Raw genomic sequence first — 16,354 nt, 5'->3', positions numbered from 1 at the left:
AAATAACGATCACTGCTCGATTCTCGAGCTGAACGTGACCCTGCCGGACCGTTAAGCCGGTCGAAGATGCTAGCAAGGGTGGTGCGAGTCCCGTATTTGCGGGGTTCGTAGTGCCCTTACGGCGTTTTGGCCGATAGGTTTTCGCAGATGCAGCAGGAAATCCTCGATGTCATCCGGCTCTTTATGCGAGCAGGGCGTAGCCATTGACCAAGAGAGCGTTAACATCCAGCTGGAAAATAACGATCACTGCTCGATTCTCGAGCTGAACGTGACCCTGCCGGACCGTTAAACCGGTCGAAGATGCTAGCAAGGGTGGTGCGAGTCCTGTAATTGCGGGGTTCGTACTGCCCTTGCTGCGTTTTAGTCGATAGGTTTTCGCAGATGCAGCAGGAAATCCTCGAAGTCATCCGGCTCTTTGTTTGGTCAGGGAGTTGGCCCTCGCTTGCATTAGTGCCTTATACCGTTATCTTTATTTCACCTTTCACCTTTCACCTTTCACCTTTCACCTTTCACCTTTCACCTTTCACGCGGCGGCGTACCTGCTCCACTGTCCGGTTGGGAAACTGGCGGTAATCGGGGTAGGGGGTGAGCAGCACATCGTCGCGCACCAGAACCCGCCCTTCGTCGTCCAGCGGCTTGAAGTTGAGCGGATCCAGTCCCAGGCGCTGCCAGCTGGCCTTGCCGGCGACCAGATGCCAATCCGCATCGGGCATCAGGCTGTCGGCAAAACAGATAACCTCATGGCGGTGCAGTAACTCAATATCCCGATAATCCTGCCAGCGCTGATCGGTCTGTGTGCAGAGTTTGGCCAGTATGCTGAAAATCTTGCGCCAGTGGTTGCCGTTGTGCTGAATCAGGCCTGGAATATCGAGGCCCTGCTCGCCCTGTTCGGAGGCCGGAAGTAGTGGCGGGTTGGGCAGGTAGAGCGCAAGGCGTGCGCCGGGGGCGCCGAGCAGCGCAGGTTCGTGCCTTGTCTGAGGTGAGGTCATTGGCGCTGTCTGTCTTGTCATTAATGGGGTTACTTTTCGCGTTACAGTCTCAGGAGTCATTGCTGGCACGGGCATCATTTGCGGCGCTTGATGCCAGAGCCAGGCGTGGCGGCCAGGGGGTCGTCCGGCCAGTGGTGCTTGGGGTAGCGTCCCTTCATGTCCTTTTGCACGTCGCGGTAACTGTTGTTCCAGAAACTCACCAGATCCTGAGTCACCTGAAGCGGGCGCTGTGCCGGTGAGAGCAGGTGCAGTTTCAGGGCGACCCGGCCGATGCGAGGCGTCTGCGAACAGCCGAACAGCTCCTGCAGCTTGACCGCCAGCACCGGTGGATCCTGCTCGTAGTCAATGCGAGCGTGATTGCCGGAGGGCAGTTGATAGTGCTCCGGGGCCAGTTCCGCCAGTTGCTGTGGCAGCGGCCAGGGTAGAAGGTTGTGGAGGATGGCACTCAGATCCAGGGCAGCAAAATGATTGATATGACTGACAGTGTCGAGCCAGGGCAGCAGCCAGGTCTCGAGCGTGTCGAGCAGCGCCTGATCCGACAGGTCGGGCCAGTCGGTCTCTGGCGTGCTGTCTGCATCGGCATTCTGCAGCAGTGCCTGGCGTCGCACAAAGGTCACGCGAGTGCGCCAGCGCTGCAGGTTCTGGCTCCAGGGCAGCAGGCCGAGGCCGCGCTTGCGGATCAGGGCGCAGAGCGCGCCGGCCCGGGCCTCGGGTTCGATGCGATCGAGAGGGGCGCGGGCCAGAATCAGATTGCCGATCTTCTGCTGGCGCTCCGTGATAAGCCGGTTTTCACTGTCCTGCCAGTGAATCTGGTCGCGGGTCTGTACGAGGGCGGCCAGGGGACCGTTAAACAGCTCAGGGTCCAGCGCTGCAGCAAGCTGGATGCGGTCAACGGTGTCGCCGCTGCGTCCGCTCAGCTGTGCTGTTGCCAGCCAGGGCGTATTGCGCAGCGGATCGTCCGGGTTCATGCGGGCGCTGCGTCCGTTGCTGAGCTGGTAGTCCAGTCCCTGGGGCTGGCGGCGCACGGCAATGCGGTCGGGATAGGCGCATGCGATCAGTACGGCAATAGCATTGTCCCGCGATAGGGTGTTGTCCGTACTTTGTGCGGCTATATCGAGCTTGCGGCACAGGGTGCGGAACTGATCGACCTGCTGGCGCAGGCGCTGCCACTGGGCGCGTTCGTGGGATTGGTGTTTGATATCGCCGTACAGCCAGGCAAGGCGAAGGGCGATGTCGGACTGGGTGCGCCCCAGAGGGTCGCGGTCGGACAGCAGGGCGGCCAGATCGCATGCCAGCTCCATTAAGCCGAGGCGACAGCCTTCCAGCAGCATATGGGCCAGGCGCGGATGGGCCGGTAGCTGCGCCATGCGCTCGCCGTGGGGCGTCAGGGCCCAGCGCGGGCCTTCCTTGCGGGCGCCACCCAGGCGCTGCAGCAACTCAAGTGCCTGCTGGTAGGGGCCGGGTGCCGGCACGTCGAGCCAGGCCAGCTCGTTCGGGTCTGTAATACCCCATTGCAGCAACTGCAGTGCCAGTGGCGCCAGATCCGCCTGGCGTATTTCAGGTTCGCTGTGGGGGCTGAGTGCCTGTTGCTGGCTTTCGGACCAGAGTCGGTAGCACAGGCCCGGCTCGGTGCGCCCGGCGCGCCCGGCCCGTTGCACGCTGGAGGCCCGCGAAAGGCGGCGGGTCTGCAGGCGTGACATGCCGGTGGCGGCGTCAAATACGGCCTGGCGGCTCAAACCGCTGTCGACCACCACACGCACGCCCTCGATGGTCAGGCTGGTTTCGGCGATGGCGGTTGCCAGTACCACCTTGCGCTGGCCGGGCGCGGCCGGCGCTATGGCGCTGCGCTGGGCGTCCAGGCTGAGGTCGCCGTACAATGGACTGAGCAGGATGCTATCGCTGCCTGGGTTCAATGAATGCAGCTGATCGCGCAGCAGGCGATGGGTTTCGCGAATTTCCCGTTGTCCCGGCAGAAACACCAGTACGCTGCCGCTTTCTTCGTGCAGCGCCTGCATCACTGTGGCGGCAACGCGCGGCTCGATACGCTCGCCCGGCTGGGCGCCTGCACCATAGCGGATGTCCACCGGCCAGCTGCGTCCTTCACTGCGAATCAGCGGTGCGCCGCCCAGCAGTCGGGCGCTGGCATCGCCATTGAGAGTGGCAGACATCAGCAGGAGGCGCAGCGGCTTGTCGTCGCGCAGCAGTGCCCGGCCCTGCAGGGCCAGCGCTAGACCGAGATCCGCATCCAGGCTGCGTTCATGAAACTCATCGAAAATCACCAGGCCGACGCCTTCAAGTGAGGGATCGGATTGCAGCATACGGGTCAGAATGCCCTCTGTTACCACCTCGATGCGGGTGTCAGGGCCCACTCGGGTATCGAAGCGGATACGATACCCCAGCGTCTGGCCGACCTTTTCGCCCAGGCTCTGGGCCATGCGCTCGGCGGCAGCCCGGGCGGCCAGGCGCCTGGGTTCGAGCATGAGGATTTTCTGCCCCGCCAGCCAGGGTTCGTGCAGCAGCGCCAGCGGCACCCGCGTGGTCTTGCCGGCGCCGGGCGGCGCTTCCAGCACGGCTTCGGTCTGCAGGATCAATGCCTGTTTCAGGGCAGGCAGTATCTCGTCGATGGGTAATGCAGTCATGGAGTAGGGCTTGCCGGGTGGTGCAGCCATGCCTCAGTCATTGTCGGGCCTGAGGCGGCTGATGCGTGCAGTGATAAAAAGGGTTAGCAGTACGGCGGCGCAAAAGGCATAGAGGCCGTAATGAATCTGTACCTGGGCGATGGCGCCGAGCTTGACGGTGACCACCAGCACAGCAACTACAAAGACATCGAGCATCGACCAGCGACCGTAGTCGTGCATCAGTTTCAGGTAGCGTGGCAGACGGCTGTCGTGCTGTATCGCAGCGCCGGTGAGGCGCAGCAGCACCAGCAGTTTGAGGATCGGCAGCACTATGCTGAAACCTGCGATCAGCAGGAACAGCAGATACTGGCCCTGCAGCAGCAGTTGCCAGGTGCCGGACAGTACAGAAAAACTGCTCTTGATAAACAGGAACTGTTCGATGGTCAGCATGGGCGCGCTCAGGCCCACCAGCAGCAAGACGGCGGTAAGCGCCAGCAGCAGCCGCAGTTGTGAGGCTCTGCGGGGCGTTAGAGCGGGGCGGGTTGAGGGTGGCATAGGCGCATCCATTCCTGTCGCTTTTGGATCTGGGCATGATACCGGAACGGGTCTGTGGCTGCCCCCCGGAATTGTCCGCCGACCAGGGAGCCTGCGGTAACCCGCTTTGTCGCCTTGTGTGCAGACGGAGAGAAATTCCAAATGAGAATTATTAATAGGCGAAGGATCGGGCTAGGCGTTGATAGTGTTATCTGGCACACTGTATGCACTTTAGTAAAGTAACGTATTTTTTATGATGCTGAACAAGTTTCCAAAGCGCCTGGTGCGCTCGCTGGTAACGGTGTTGCTGGCCATGCCTCTGGTGTTCATGTCCGGCGCCGATGCCGGCTGGGCTAGTGAAAAGCTTTCCGGCGACGCGGCGATCCAGGCAAAAGCCCATGCCAAAAGCAGCGGCAAGATTCGCCCACTGGCGCTCGATTCGCTACAGGGCGGGGGCGCTGCCAGCTCGAAGGTCAAACTCAAGGTTACGGCCACCGCATACAACTCACTGCCCGATCAGACTCAGGGCAAGGCCAATATCGGCGCCTGGGGACATCGTCTTAAACCAGGCTTAAAGGCCATTGCCGTCTCCCGCGATCTGTTGGGCATGGGTCTTGAACCCGGCACCGAAGTTGAAATCGAAGGTCTCCCCGGGCGCTATCAGGTGCTCGACAAAATGCACCGCCGCTGGGCGCGCAAGATTGATATCTATATGGGCCTGGATGAAGATGCAGCGCTCGCCTGGGGCAAAAGGCCCGTTGTGATCCGCTGGGAAAACCAGGATTCCTGATCAGCCGCCCCGTTTCGTTTCTTACTGCTCTCTACCCTGAAAAACGTACGTTTTCGCAAAGAAAACGCAGACTTTGACAATCTTTTTTCTCCGATAACGCCTAGAGTTGATGGAATCTGAATTCCATCAGGTTGGCCGTGGATGCCCACACTCGCGTTCTGTGCACTGCGGTCGATTTCGGCACTGTCTGAGCAACAAGGGGTTAAAGGATTCGATGTCCGAGCAACGAAGCGATAATAAAAAGCGGCTGCTGGCGCAGCTGGGTGAGCTGTTCGAAAGCCGGTTGGCATCTGACACGGTTGCCCAGGTGGGCGCCTTCGCCGCGGCCTACTATCGGGTTTCGCCTTATGATGAGCTTGCCGAGCGGCGGCTCGACAATCTCTATGGTGCGACCTTGTCCTGCTTTCAGTTTCTTCACGAAAGCGACGCTCATGAGCCACGGCTGCGGGTGTTCAACCCCGATCTCGAACAGCACGGCTGGCACTGCAATCACACCGTGATTCAGATTCTTCATCCCAACATGCCGTTCCTGGTGGACTCCCTGCGCATGGAGCTGAATCGCCGTGAAATGGCGATTCATGTGGTACACAGCTCGGTGCTGAGTTTGTCCCGCGACAGCAGTGGCCACGTGACCGGGCTGGTTGAAACGGGGACAGAGGGTGCCCTGCGCGAGGCGCTGATCTATCTGGAAGTCGATCGCCACAGCGCGGCAGACGAACTCAAGGCATTGCAGGCTCAGTTGAGCGAAGTGCTGGGCGAAGTGCGAGCCTCGGTGGCGGACTTCCCGGCCATGCGCGGGCGCCTCGAAGATCTGCGTGATGAGCTCCGCGGCCAGAAAGCGGGCACCTCTGCGGACGCTGTAACTGAAGCAGCGGCCTTTTGCGACTGGATGCTGAACGATCGCTTTACTTTCCTGGGTTACGACGAGCTGGCCTTCAGCGGTGCCGGGGATGACTTTGGCGTGACTCGGGTTGCAGACAGCGAACTGGGCACCCTGAAATTGCATGCCCAGAGCGGTCGCAGCCGCAGCGGCAGCGAGTTGCGCGCCGAAGAGCGGGAGTTCATGCTCTGTACCGATCCCCTGACCTTTGCCAAGGATGCCGTGCGCTCCCGGGTGCACCGCCCGGCGCATCAGGATCTGGTGGTTATCAAGCGCTTTGACGCTGCAGGCCAGGTCTGCGGAGAGCATCGTTTCTACGGACTCTGGACCTCGCCGGTGTACGTTGAGCCGCCATTGCAGATACCCCTGCTGCGCCGACGCGCGCAAAAGGCCCTGGCCCGGGCCGGTTTCGACCCCCAGGGTCACAGTGGCAAGGCGCTGGTGCAGATCATCGCCGAGCTGCCCCGTGACGAGCTGTTTCTGGCCAATGACGATGAGCTGTTCGACCTGGCCATGGGCATTTTCAATTTGCAGGAGCGCCGCAAGGTCAAGCTGCTGATTCGCCGCGACAGCTGCTCCAAGTTTGTCAGCTGCCTCTATTTCGTGCCGCGGGATCTGTACACCACGGCGCTGCGTCTGCAGGTGCAGCAGCGCCTGATTGAACACTTAGGCGCCCGTGACTGCGAGTTCACCACCCGCTTTAGCGAATCGTTGCTGGCACGGGTGCATTTCGTGCTGCAGGTTGACCCCGATACGGCGCCGGAATTTAACGCCCAGGCCATCGAAGCCGAGATCATCGAGATATCCAAGGCCTGGAGCGAAGATCTGCATGCAGCCCTGGTCGAGAGCGCCGGTGAAGAGCTTGGAAATCATCTGATCAATCACTATCGCCACGCCTTCCCGTCCGCCTATCGGGAAGATTTCAGCCCCAGTAGCGCGGTCTATGATATCCAGCGCATCGAACAGCTGGATGGAAGTCGCACCATCAACCTGAGCTTTTACCGTGTACTGGAGCAGAGCCGCGAAGTGCTGCGCTTCAAGCTGTTCCATCCGCAACAGCCGCTGATTCTGTCCGATGTTATCCCGGTGCTCGAGAAACTTGGCATGCGCGTAGTGGGCGAACATCCTTACAAGATCAAGCGCCGCGACGGCGCGCGCTTCTGGATTCACGATTTCACCCTGCGCTATGACAGCGTGGAACCGGTGGTGCTGGAAGATGTGAAGCAGAACTTTCAGGATGCCTTTTCCAGTGTCTGGGCAGGGCGGGCTGAAAGCGACGAATTCAACCGGCTGGTGATCGGCGCCAATCTGTCCTGGCGCGAAGTCGCCATGCTGCGGGCCTATGCCCGTTACAATCAGCAGATCCGCTTTGGCTTCAGTCAACCCTATATCGCCGAGGCCCTGGGGCGTCATCTGTACCTGACCCGCCTGCTGGTGGCGCTGTTCAAGGCGCGCTTCGAGCCCGGCCGCCAGAGCAGCAGCAAGGTGCAGGCCCTGACCGAGCGTATTGCCGCCAGTATCATCGAAGGCCTCGACAAGGTCGACAACCTCAACGATGACAAGATACTGCGCCGCTTTCTGGAACTGATTCAGGCCACGCTGCGTACCAACTATTATCAGCCCGACGCCAATGGCGAGCTCAAGGATTACTTCGCCTTCAAGCTCAACCCCCACGGCATTGCCGATATTCCGTTGCCAAGGCCCATGTTCGAAGTGTTCGTGTACTCGGCCAGGGTCGAGGGTGTACACCTGCGCGGCGGCAAGGTCGCCCGCGGCGGCCTGCGCTGGTCGGACAGGCGCGAGGATTATCGTACCGAAGTGCTGGGTCTGGTGAAGGCACAGCAGGTCAAGAATGCCGTCATCGTACCGGTGGGCGCCAAAGGCGGTTTTGTGCCCAAGGCACTGCCGGTAAATGGCAACCGCGACGAGATTCAGGCCGAGGGTATTGCCTGTTACCAGATTTTTATTCGCGCACTGCTGGACGTAACCGACAACCTGGTGGGGGCCGATCTGGTGCCGCCCAAGAGTCTGGTGCGCCATGATGAAGATGATCCCTATCTGGTGGTGGCGGCGGATAAGGGCACCGCGACCTTCTCCGACATTGCCAATGAAATCGCCGAGGAATATGGCTTCTGGCTCGGCGATGCCTTTGCATCCGGCGGCAGCCAGGGATATGACCACAAGAAGATGGGCATCACGGCGCGGGGCGCCTGGGAGTCGGTCAAGCTGCATTTCCGTGAGCTGGGCCTCGACACCCAGACGCAGGAATTCACCGTGGTGGCCATCGGCGACATGGCGGGGGATGTGTTCGGCAACGGTATGCTGATGTCGCGCCATACTCGCCTGGTTGCGGCCTTTAACCATCTGCATATTTTCATCGACCCGCAGCCCGATCCTGCCAGCAGCTACGCCGAGCGCGAGCGGCTCTTCGCGCTGCCCCGCTCGAGCTGGGATGATTATGACCGCAGCCTGATTTCCACCGGTGGCGGCATCTTCCTGCGCAGCGCCAAATGGATCGATATCAGCCCCGAAATGAAACAGCGCTTTGGCATCGCGGCTGACCGTCTGGCGCCCACAGAGCTGTTGTCGGTGCTGCTGCGTGCCCAGGTCGATCTGATCTGGAACGGCGGCATCGGTACTTACGTCAAGGCCAGTCACGAAAGCCACGCCGATGTGGGTGACAAGGCCAACGATTCCCTGCGCATTGATGGCAAGCAGCTGCGTTGCCGGGTGCTGGGCGAGGGCGGTAACCTGGGTTTCACCCAGCACGGGCGTATCGAATACTGCCTGCACGGCGGCGCATCCAACACCGACTTTATCGATAATGCCGGTGGCGTGGATTGTTCCGACCACGAGGTCAATATCAAGATTCTGCTCAACGAAGTGGTGGCCAACGGCGACATGACCGTCAAGCAGCGTAACGCCATGCTGCGCGAGATGACCGACGAAATCGCCCGCCTGGTTTTGAAGAACAATTACAGCCAGACGCTGGCCATCAGTATTGCGAAAACGCATTCGCGCAGTTCGCTGGATGATTACATCCGCCTGATTCACCGGCTGGAGGCGTCCGGCCGGCTGGTCCGCTCGCTGGAGTTCATTCCCTCGGACGAAGTGCTGCAGGAGCGTAAGGCGCACCAGTTGGGGCTGACCCGGCCGGAGCTGTCGGTGCTGATTTCCTACACCAAGGCTGAGTTGAAGGAAAAACTGACTGGCTCCTGGATCACCCAAGACGCCTTTCTGTCCCGGGCCATCGCTACGGCCTTCCCGGATCAGCTGGTGCAGCGTTTCCCCGAACAGGTACAGAATCACCGCCTGCGCTCGGAAATCATTGCGACCCAGATTGCCAATGCGCTGGTGAACCATATGGGCATCACCTTCATGCAGCATCTGCAGCAGGCCAGCGGGCGCGATCAGGCGGCCATTGCTGCGGCCTATGTGATTGCCCGCGAGCTGTACGATATCGAGCCACTGTGGCGCGAGATCGAAGCCCTGGACAACCAGATGCCGGCGCAGCTGCAGCAGGAAATGATGCTGGATTTGATGCGACTGGTGCGCCGGGCCAGCTACTGGTTCCTGCTCAAGCAGCGTGGCACCCTGGAAGTGGCGGCAACGGTCGAGCGCTACCAGTCAGGTATCCGCACAATCAGCCCGACCATCGCACAGCGTCTGCAGGGCGATCCGCTGCAGGACTGGCAGCAGCGTAGCAGCGCCCTGGTGGACGCCGGTGTACCGGAATCCCTCGCCGCCAAGGTCGCCTCTGCGGACAGTCTGTATGCACTGCTGGGTGTTATCGAGGCCGCTGCACAAACCGGCCAGGCACTGGAGCGGGTCGCTGCGGTCTACTTCGATCTGGCCCAGAGACTTGAGCTGCACTGGTTTGATCAGCAGGTGCGGGCTATCGAAGTCGGCAACCACTGGCAGTCCATGGCAAGGGACGGTCTGCGCGAAGATCTCAACACCCAGATGCGGGTGCTGACGGTCAACGTGCTGGAAGAAGGGGACGACAGCGCCGATCCGGCAGCGCTGGTTGAAGGCTGGCTCGAGCGCCAGGCATCCCTGCTGGGCCGCTGGCAGCAGATGCTCAGCGAGCTGCGTTCCAGCAGTGGCAACGACAGTGCAATCTTTACCGTCGCCATGCGCGAGCTGTTCGACCTGGCTCAGGCCGGCGGCTAAGCGGGACCAGGCCGGTGGACGTTCTGCCCACCGGCCTTTTTCCACCAGGGTGTAGCCTGTTTGCGCACTCATCTGTTAAACAATCCCCGTTTTGCCTTTTTCCCGCCGTTGCCGGTCTCAGCGATCTTTTTGTGTGAATCAGTTTGCATGAATCTGCCTGCATGCATCGACCTTGCCTGAGTCCCTGTGCACAATAGGGCCCTCTAAACGACTGCTGCGGATTTGCTGTGCCTGTGTTCAAACGTTATCTGCTGCGCCCGCTGCTCAAGGCGACCCTCTGGCTCATCGCAGGCTGGGTCGGCTGCAGTGTGCTGCTGGTGTTGCTGCTCAAGGTGGTGAACCCGCCTGTCTGGTCCTGGCTGATTCAGCGTGAACTCTTTCCCCCCGCCGGCTACCCGGACGAATATGCCCATCGCTGGGTGTCGACTGAACGCATCTCGCCGGCCATGCGTCTGGCCGTTATCGCCGCCGAGGATCAGCGCTTTGCTGACCACAGCGGTTTTGATTTCAAGGCCATCAAGCGGGCGCTGGATCACAATCTGGACGGTGGCAACGTACGCGGCGCCAGCACCCTGACCCAGCAGACCGCCAAGAATCTGTTTCTGTGGTCTGGCCGCAGCTGGGTGCGCAAGGGGATGGAAGCCTGGTTTGCATTGCTGCTGGAACTGCTCTGGGACAAGAGCCGTATTCTGGAGGTGTATCTGAATATCGTCGAGTTTGGCCCGGGGATCTATGGGGTCGAGGCGGCGGGGCGCTACTACTATGGCACGCCCGCGCGTTCGCTTAGCAACCAGCAGGCTGCGCGCCTGGCAGCGGTGCTGCCCAATCCCTATCGCTACCGTGCTCAGCCGCCCAGCCCCTATGTGCAGCAGCGCAGCCAGTGGATCCTGCGGCAGATGCGCCAGCTCGGCACCGTCACGCTCAAGACCATCGGCGAGTGATGACAACTGTTATATAGCTGGCGCGAGGGCACTTTAGGATTAACATGGGCGGCTTTGAGTGCCGCTGCGCTCTGATCAGGACTTTCAATGCGAATACTTCACAGCTCGGACTGGCATCTCGGGCAGCATTTCATGGGCAAGAGCCGCGAAGCTGAACACCGGGCCTTTCTGACCTGGCTGATCGAACAGGTGCAGGCACATCAGGTGGATGCGCTGGTTGTCGCCGGCGACCTGTTTGATACCGGCACGCCGCCCAGTTATGCCCGCCGGCTCTACAACCAGTTTATTGCAGACCTGCGCGTTACTGGCTGCCAGCTGGTGATCCTGGGCGGCAACCATGATTCCGTCTCGACCCTGCATGAGTCTCGCGAGTTGCTGGCCTGTCTGGGGACAACGGTGGTGGGTGGAATTACGGCGGATCCCGCCGATCAGGTCATAGTGCTGCAGCGCCGCGATGGCTCGCCGGGGGCTGTGCTCTGTGCCATTCCGTACCTGCGTCCGCGGGACCTGATCGAAAGCCATGCCGGCGAGAGCACGCAGCACAAGCGGCAGGCACTGAGTGCCGCCATCAGCCATCATTATACCGTTATCTATGATGCGGCCTGTGCTGTCAGGGAAGTCCTGCAGGCACAACAGGCGCAACAGGCACAGCAGGCGGCCGAGCCCTGTGCGCTGCCGATTATTGCCACCGGGCACCTGACCTGCGTCGGCGGCCAGCTGTCGGAGTCCGTGCGTGAGCTTTACATAGGCACGCTTGAGGCTTATCCGGCGGCTGCGTTTCCGCCGGCCGACTATATCGCGCTAGGGCATCTGCACCGGGCCCAGACCGTGGGAGGCGCGTCCCATATCCGTTACAGCGGCTCGCCCATTGCCCTGAGCTTTGATGAAAGCAGGGGCAGCAAGCAGGTGCTGCTGGTGGATTTTGAAAACGGCAAACTGGCCGAGGTCACGCCACTCCCGGTGCCTGGCTGGCAGCCCATGCAGAGCTTCAGCGGTACCCTGAAGGAACTCGAAGCCCAGTTGCAACAGGTGTTCGGACAGGCCTGTGATGACGACCAGACCCCAGGCGAGCCCGCCACCTGGCTCGAGATTGAAGTGCGCGGTGACGATTACCTCAGCGACCTGCAGCCGCGGGTACAGCAGCTGGTGGAAGCTTTGCCGGTCGAGGTGCTGCGTATCCGTCGCCAGCGCAGTGGCAGCAGCACTGCGCTGGCGCGGGACAGCCGCGAAACCCTGCAGGAGCTGTCTGTTCACGAGGTATTTGAACGGCGCTTAAGCCTGGAGGACACCCTGGATGAAGGGGCCCGGGCCCGCCTGGGTGAGGCCTTTGATTTGCTCTTGGCACAGTTGCAGGACGGGGAGTCAGCCGTATGAGAATTCTGAGTCTGAGGCTGAAAAACATTAATTCGCTCAAGGGCGAATGGAAACTGGATTTTCGCGCGTCCGAATTTCGGGATAACGGTCTCTTTGCGATTACCGGCCCGACCGGCGCAGGCAAAACCACGCTGCTGGATGCCATTTGCCTGGCGCTCTATCACGCCACGCCGCGTCTGAGCGTGTCGGCGGGCAGCAACGAGCTGATGACGCGCCACACCGCTGACTGTCTGGCGGAGGTGGAGTTCGAGGTGCGCGGCGAGGAATACCGTGCCTTTTGGTCCCAGCGCCGGGCCCGCAATCAGCCTGATGGCAAGCTGCAGGCGCCCCAGGTGGAGCTGGCCCGTGCAGACGGTGAGCTGCTGAGCACCCGTATCGGTGAAAAGCTCAGCCTGGTCAGTGAGCTTACAGGGCTCGATTTTGCCCGCTTTACCAAATCAATGATGCTCGCCCAGGGCGGTTTTGCCGCCTTTCTCAATGCCAGCCCCAACGAACGTGCGGAATTACTGGAAGAGCTGACCGGTACCGAGATTTACGGCGAGATATCGCGCCTCGCGTTTGAGCGCAAGCGCAGCGAAGAAGAAGCCCTGCGGGTTTTGCAGGCCCGTGCCGGCGATGTGGAGCTGCTGGATCAGGCAAGCCTGGTGGCACTTGATATCGAAAAGGCCGAGCTAACTTCAAGGCAAGCCCTGTTGCAGGCCGAAGATGTACGGTTGCAGCAGGAAATGCAGGGGCTAGAGGCGCTTGGCGACGCCCGCAGTGCGCAGCAGCAGGCCGAGGCTGAACAGGCCAGGGCACAGCAGGCGCTCGAGCGCGAGGCGGTGCAGCTGGCGAGGCTGGAGGCCTGCCTGCCGGCGCTGGATCTGCGGCCGCTGCACCAGCAGTGGCAGGCGGATCTCACCCAGGCCAAGGAACTGGATAAGGCCCGCCGGCGGGATGAGCAGCTGCTTGTACAGGCGCAGCAGCAGCTGGATGCTCAGCAGGCGGTGCAGCAGCAGGCACGGGAGCAGCTTGATGGCGTGCGGCAGGAGCGCGAGCACACTGAAACCCGGCTGCTGGAAGAGGTTATGCCACTGGACAACCGCATGGCCCAGCTGGCCGAACGTCAGCGCGAGCTGGCGACCAGACTGGCGGACCAGGCCCAGGGCCTTGCGGATCTTGGCGAGCAGCGCAGGGGACTGGCGGAGAATCTCAAGCAGTCGCAGCTTCAGCGCGATCAGGCACAGGACTATCTGCAAAAGAACCAGGCGGCCGCGCGCCTGGGTGAACAGTTGCCGCTGTGGCAGGAGCACTTTGCCCAGCGTGAGCGTCTGTTGCAGCAACTGAATACGGTTCAGCGCCGTCAGCAGGAACTGGCGGCACGCAAGGCAACCCTTGCGCGGGCATTGCCGGTGCTGCAGGCGGGACAGCTTCAGAGCCGGGAGCGTCAGCAACAGCTGCAGCAGCAGGGTCAGGCGTTAGCAGAGTCGCGGGACAGGCTATTGGCGTCTCGCACACCGGCGCAGCTGGAGCAGTCACTGAAATCATTGCAGGGCGCTGCGCGAACCCTGGACAGGCTCGAAGGTCTGGGGCGCCGTTACCAGAGTCTGGAAGCGACGCTGAAATCGCGCACTGCGCTGATCGTAGAGCGCACTGCCGAGTTTGAGACGCAGCAGGCAGCGCTTGCGGCTGCACGGCAGCAGTACAGCGATTGCAAGCAGCACCGCGATGATCTGGAGCTGCTGCTGGTACAGGAACAGCGTATCAGCGATCTGAGCGCGTATCGCGACGCTCTGCAGCCTGACGAAGCCTGCCCGCTCTGTGGCTCGCAGCAGCACCCCTATATCTCGGATTATCGGGCACCAAATCTGTCCGAGACGCGCCAGCGCTACGAGGCCAAGAAACTGCAGTTAGAGCAGCTGCAGCAGGATGGTCAGAAGATGGCCGCCGCCACCGCGACGCTGCAGGCCGGTCTCACTGAGCTGCAGCAGCAAGGGACTCAGGACAGCGCCGAGCAATCGAGCCTGCTGGCCGAGGCGCAGCCGCTGATCGAGAGCCTGGTGGATATGCTAAACACCAGCGCGGCCCAGGGGGTTGAGGCCAGACTGCAACTGAGCGATGCCACCCGCATCAGCCAGTGCGCACAGCGCCTTGGCGTGCGCCTGGCTGAATGTGAAACGACACTGTCGCACCTGCGTGAGCTGGATCAGGCGCTGCAATGCCTGCGCGACGAAAGGGTGCAAACCGATAGCCTGCTGGCCGATCAAAGTCATCAGCTGGACATACAGACCCGCGAACTGAACGGCCTGGAGCAACAACAGGAACAGGCGGCTGTAGAGGCGCAGATGCAGCAGGATGCCCTGGCAGGACTCGAGCGGACACTGCAGAGCGCGCTGCAGGAAACTTTTGCAGACGCTGCGTTACCGGCGGCGGACATGCAGGCGCCATGGCTGGAACAGAAGGCGCAGTACTGGGCGGATTATCAGCAGATGCACAGTCGCAGCGCCGAAACCACACGCAACTGCGAGCAGCTTGAGGCTCGGCTTGAGGTGCTGGGGCGTGATCTTGCACTGCTGCAGCAACAACAGACGGCGAATCTGGCGCAGCAGCGCGACTGGACGCAACAGGGCGAGACGTTTGCCGCGCAGCGCTCAATACTGTTTGAGGGCCGCCCGGTCGCACAGGTTCGCACGCAGCTGCAGCAGCAGCTGCAACAGGCTGATACGCGCTGGCAGCAGTCGGCGGCGGCGCTGGCTGCGGCACTAAAAGGCGTGGACGGTCTGCGGGGCAGTCTTGAAGCCCTGCGCCAGCGCGAAATTCTGCACGGAGCGCAGCTTGATCACTCAGTGCCTGCCTGGCTGGAGGCGTTGGAGGCCAGTCCTTTTGCCGATGAGGCAGGTTACATTAAGGCCTTGCTGGAGCCGCAAGAGCGGCGTGAACTGCAGGCACTGCGCCAGACGCTGGATGGCGACCTGTCCCGGGCGCAGACCTTGCTGCTGCAGGCGCGCACGCGCCTGGCACAACTCGAACAGCAGCCGTTTGCGTTGCTGGACCCGGCTACGGTGCAAAAGGCGCGGGCCGCGGTGACCGAACAATTGCAGATTCTGGTGCAGCGCCGTGGTGCCCTGATGCAGCAACTCGAGCAGGATGCGCGTCTGCGACAGGCACAGCAGGCGCTGTTGCAGGCGATCGAGGCGCAGCAGGCGAGTTATGATACCTGGGCGCAGCTTTCGAGCCTGATCGGTTCGCAAAAAGGTGATCGCTTTCGCCGCTTTGCCCAGGGGCTGACACTGGATCATCTGATTTATCTGGCCAACCGTCAGCTCGAGCGCCTTGATGGCCGCTATCGCCTGCAACGCAAGAGCGGCGATGAACTGGAGCTGGAGGTGATCGACAGCTGGCAGGCCGATGCACTGCGCGATACGCGCACACTGTCTGGCGGCGAAAGCTTTCTGGTGAGTCTGGCACTGGCCCTGGCGCTGTCTGATCTGGTGAGCCACCGTACCAGTATTGACTCGCTGTTTCTGGATGAGGGCTTTGGCACCCTGGATGCGGATACACTGGATACGGCACTTAATGCACTGGACAGCCTGAATGCCAGCGGCAAGATGATTGGCGTGATTTCCCATGTAGAGGCGCTGAAAGAGCGGATTCCGGTGCAGGTAAGGGTACGCAAGGGCAATGGTCTGGGGTGCAGCCGGCTGGACGCACGCTTCGCGTTTGAACCGGCGTAGGGGGCAGTAGGGGGCAGAAGGGGCTGGCTCTATATCTTGCTGATATTGCTCCAGCTCCTCTTTAAGCAGCGGTAGATTGCTGCGCACCCAGCTTCGCCTGCATCTGAGTGACCCCAATCCATCAGATGCTATTGCTCCAGCTCCTCTTTAAGCAGCGGTAGATTGCTGCGCACCCAGCTTCGCCTGCATCTGAGTGACCCCAATCCATCAGATGCTATTGCTCCAGCTCCTCTTTAAGCAGCGGTAGATTGCTGCGCACCCAGCTTCGCCTGCATCTGAGTGACCCCAATCCATCAGATGCTATTGCTCCAGCTCCTCTTTAAGCAGCGGTAGATTGCTGCG

General features: G+C 61.3%; 9 protein-coding genes. 6 read left to right on the top strand and 3 right to left on the bottom strand.

Annotated elements, in window-relative coordinates:
* The first annotated feature begins 166 nt into the window (after positions 1 to 166).
* Positions 167 to 289 (top strand): hypothetical protein, encoded by a 123-nt coding sequence (locus tag MRS74_RS24070; protein WP_256558050.1) that lies wholly within the window; start codon positions 167 to 169, stop codon positions 287 to 289.
* 220 nt (positions 290 to 509) lie between these two features.
* On the opposite strand, the gene MRS74_RS22685 is transcribed toward MRS74_RS24070, so the two are convergent.
* Genes MRS74_RS22685 through MRS74_RS22675 form a run of 3 tightly spaced genes read right to left on the bottom strand, consistent with a single transcriptional unit; the run spans position 510 to position 4,162 of the window.
* A complete protein-coding gene (locus MRS74_RS22685) occupies positions 510 to 1,010 on the bottom strand; it encodes a DUF6942 family protein (RefSeq protein WP_254582567.1) in 501 nt (166 codons plus the stop codon).
* Between the two features lie 53 nt (positions 1,011 to 1,063).
* Positions 1,064 to 3,658, bottom strand: coding sequence for an ATP-dependent helicase HrpB (hrpB, locus tag MRS74_RS22680; protein WP_306422026.1), 2,595 nt, complete (start codon positions 3,656 to 3,658; stop codon positions 1,064 to 1,066).
* A gap of 3 nt (positions 3,659 to 3,661) precedes the next feature.
* The gene (locus MRS74_RS22675; protein WP_254582566.1) at positions 3,662 to 4,162 is read right to left on the bottom strand and encodes a paraquat-inducible protein A; all 501 of its coding nucleotides are present in this window, start codon (positions 4,160 to 4,162) and stop codon (positions 3,662 to 3,664) included.
* Between the two features lie 232 nt (positions 4,163 to 4,394).
* On the opposite strand from MRS74_RS22675, the gene MRS74_RS22670 reads away from it, so the two are divergent.
* The 5 genes from MRS74_RS22670 (at position 4,395) to MRS74_RS22650 (ending at position 16,012) form a co-directional block, all read left to right on the top strand.
* Positions 4,395 to 4,931, top strand: coding sequence for a 3D domain-containing protein (locus MRS74_RS22670; RefSeq protein ID WP_254582565.1), 537 nt, complete (start codon positions 4,395 to 4,397; stop codon positions 4,929 to 4,931).
* A 214-nt stretch (positions 4,932 to 5,145) separates the two neighbouring features.
* Positions 5,146 to 9,984 carry an NAD-glutamate dehydrogenase gene (locus MRS74_RS22665; RefSeq protein WP_254582564.1) on the top strand — a complete coding sequence of 1,613 codons (4,839 nt, stop codon included), beginning with the start codon at positions 5,146 to 5,148 and terminating at the stop codon, positions 9,982 to 9,984.
* Positions 9,985 to 10,211: 227 nt separating this feature from the next.
* Complete coding sequence (gene mtgA / locus MRS74_RS22660; RefSeq protein ID WP_254582563.1) at positions 10,212 to 10,925, top strand: monofunctional biosynthetic peptidoglycan transglycosylase; 714 nt, start codon at positions 10,212 to 10,214, stop codon at positions 10,923 to 10,925.
* An 87-nt stretch (positions 10,926 to 11,012) separates the two neighbouring features.
* On the top strand, positions 11,013 to 12,299 hold the full coding sequence (sbcD, locus tag MRS74_RS22655; RefSeq protein WP_254582562.1) for an exonuclease subunit SbcD: 1,287 nt from the start codon (positions 11,013 to 11,015) through the stop codon (positions 12,297 to 12,299).
* Complete coding sequence (locus MRS74_RS22650) at positions 12,296 to 16,012, top strand: SbcC/MukB-like Walker B domain-containing protein (protein ID WP_254582561.1); 3,717 nt, start codon at positions 12,296 to 12,298, stop codon at positions 16,010 to 16,012. Before sbcD ends, MRS74_RS22650 begins: the two co-directional genes overlap by 4 nt.
* The last annotated feature ends 342 nt before the right edge of the window (positions 16,013 to 16,354 follow it).

The sequence above is a fragment of the Marinobacterium sedimentorum genome, assembly GCF_024267675.1.
GTDB lineage: Bacteria > Pseudomonadota > Gammaproteobacteria > Pseudomonadales > Balneatricaceae > Marinobacterium_A > Marinobacterium_A sedimentorum.
Note: the sequence above shows the minus strand (reverse complement) of the source record. Positions and strands in the feature narration are given on the sequence as shown.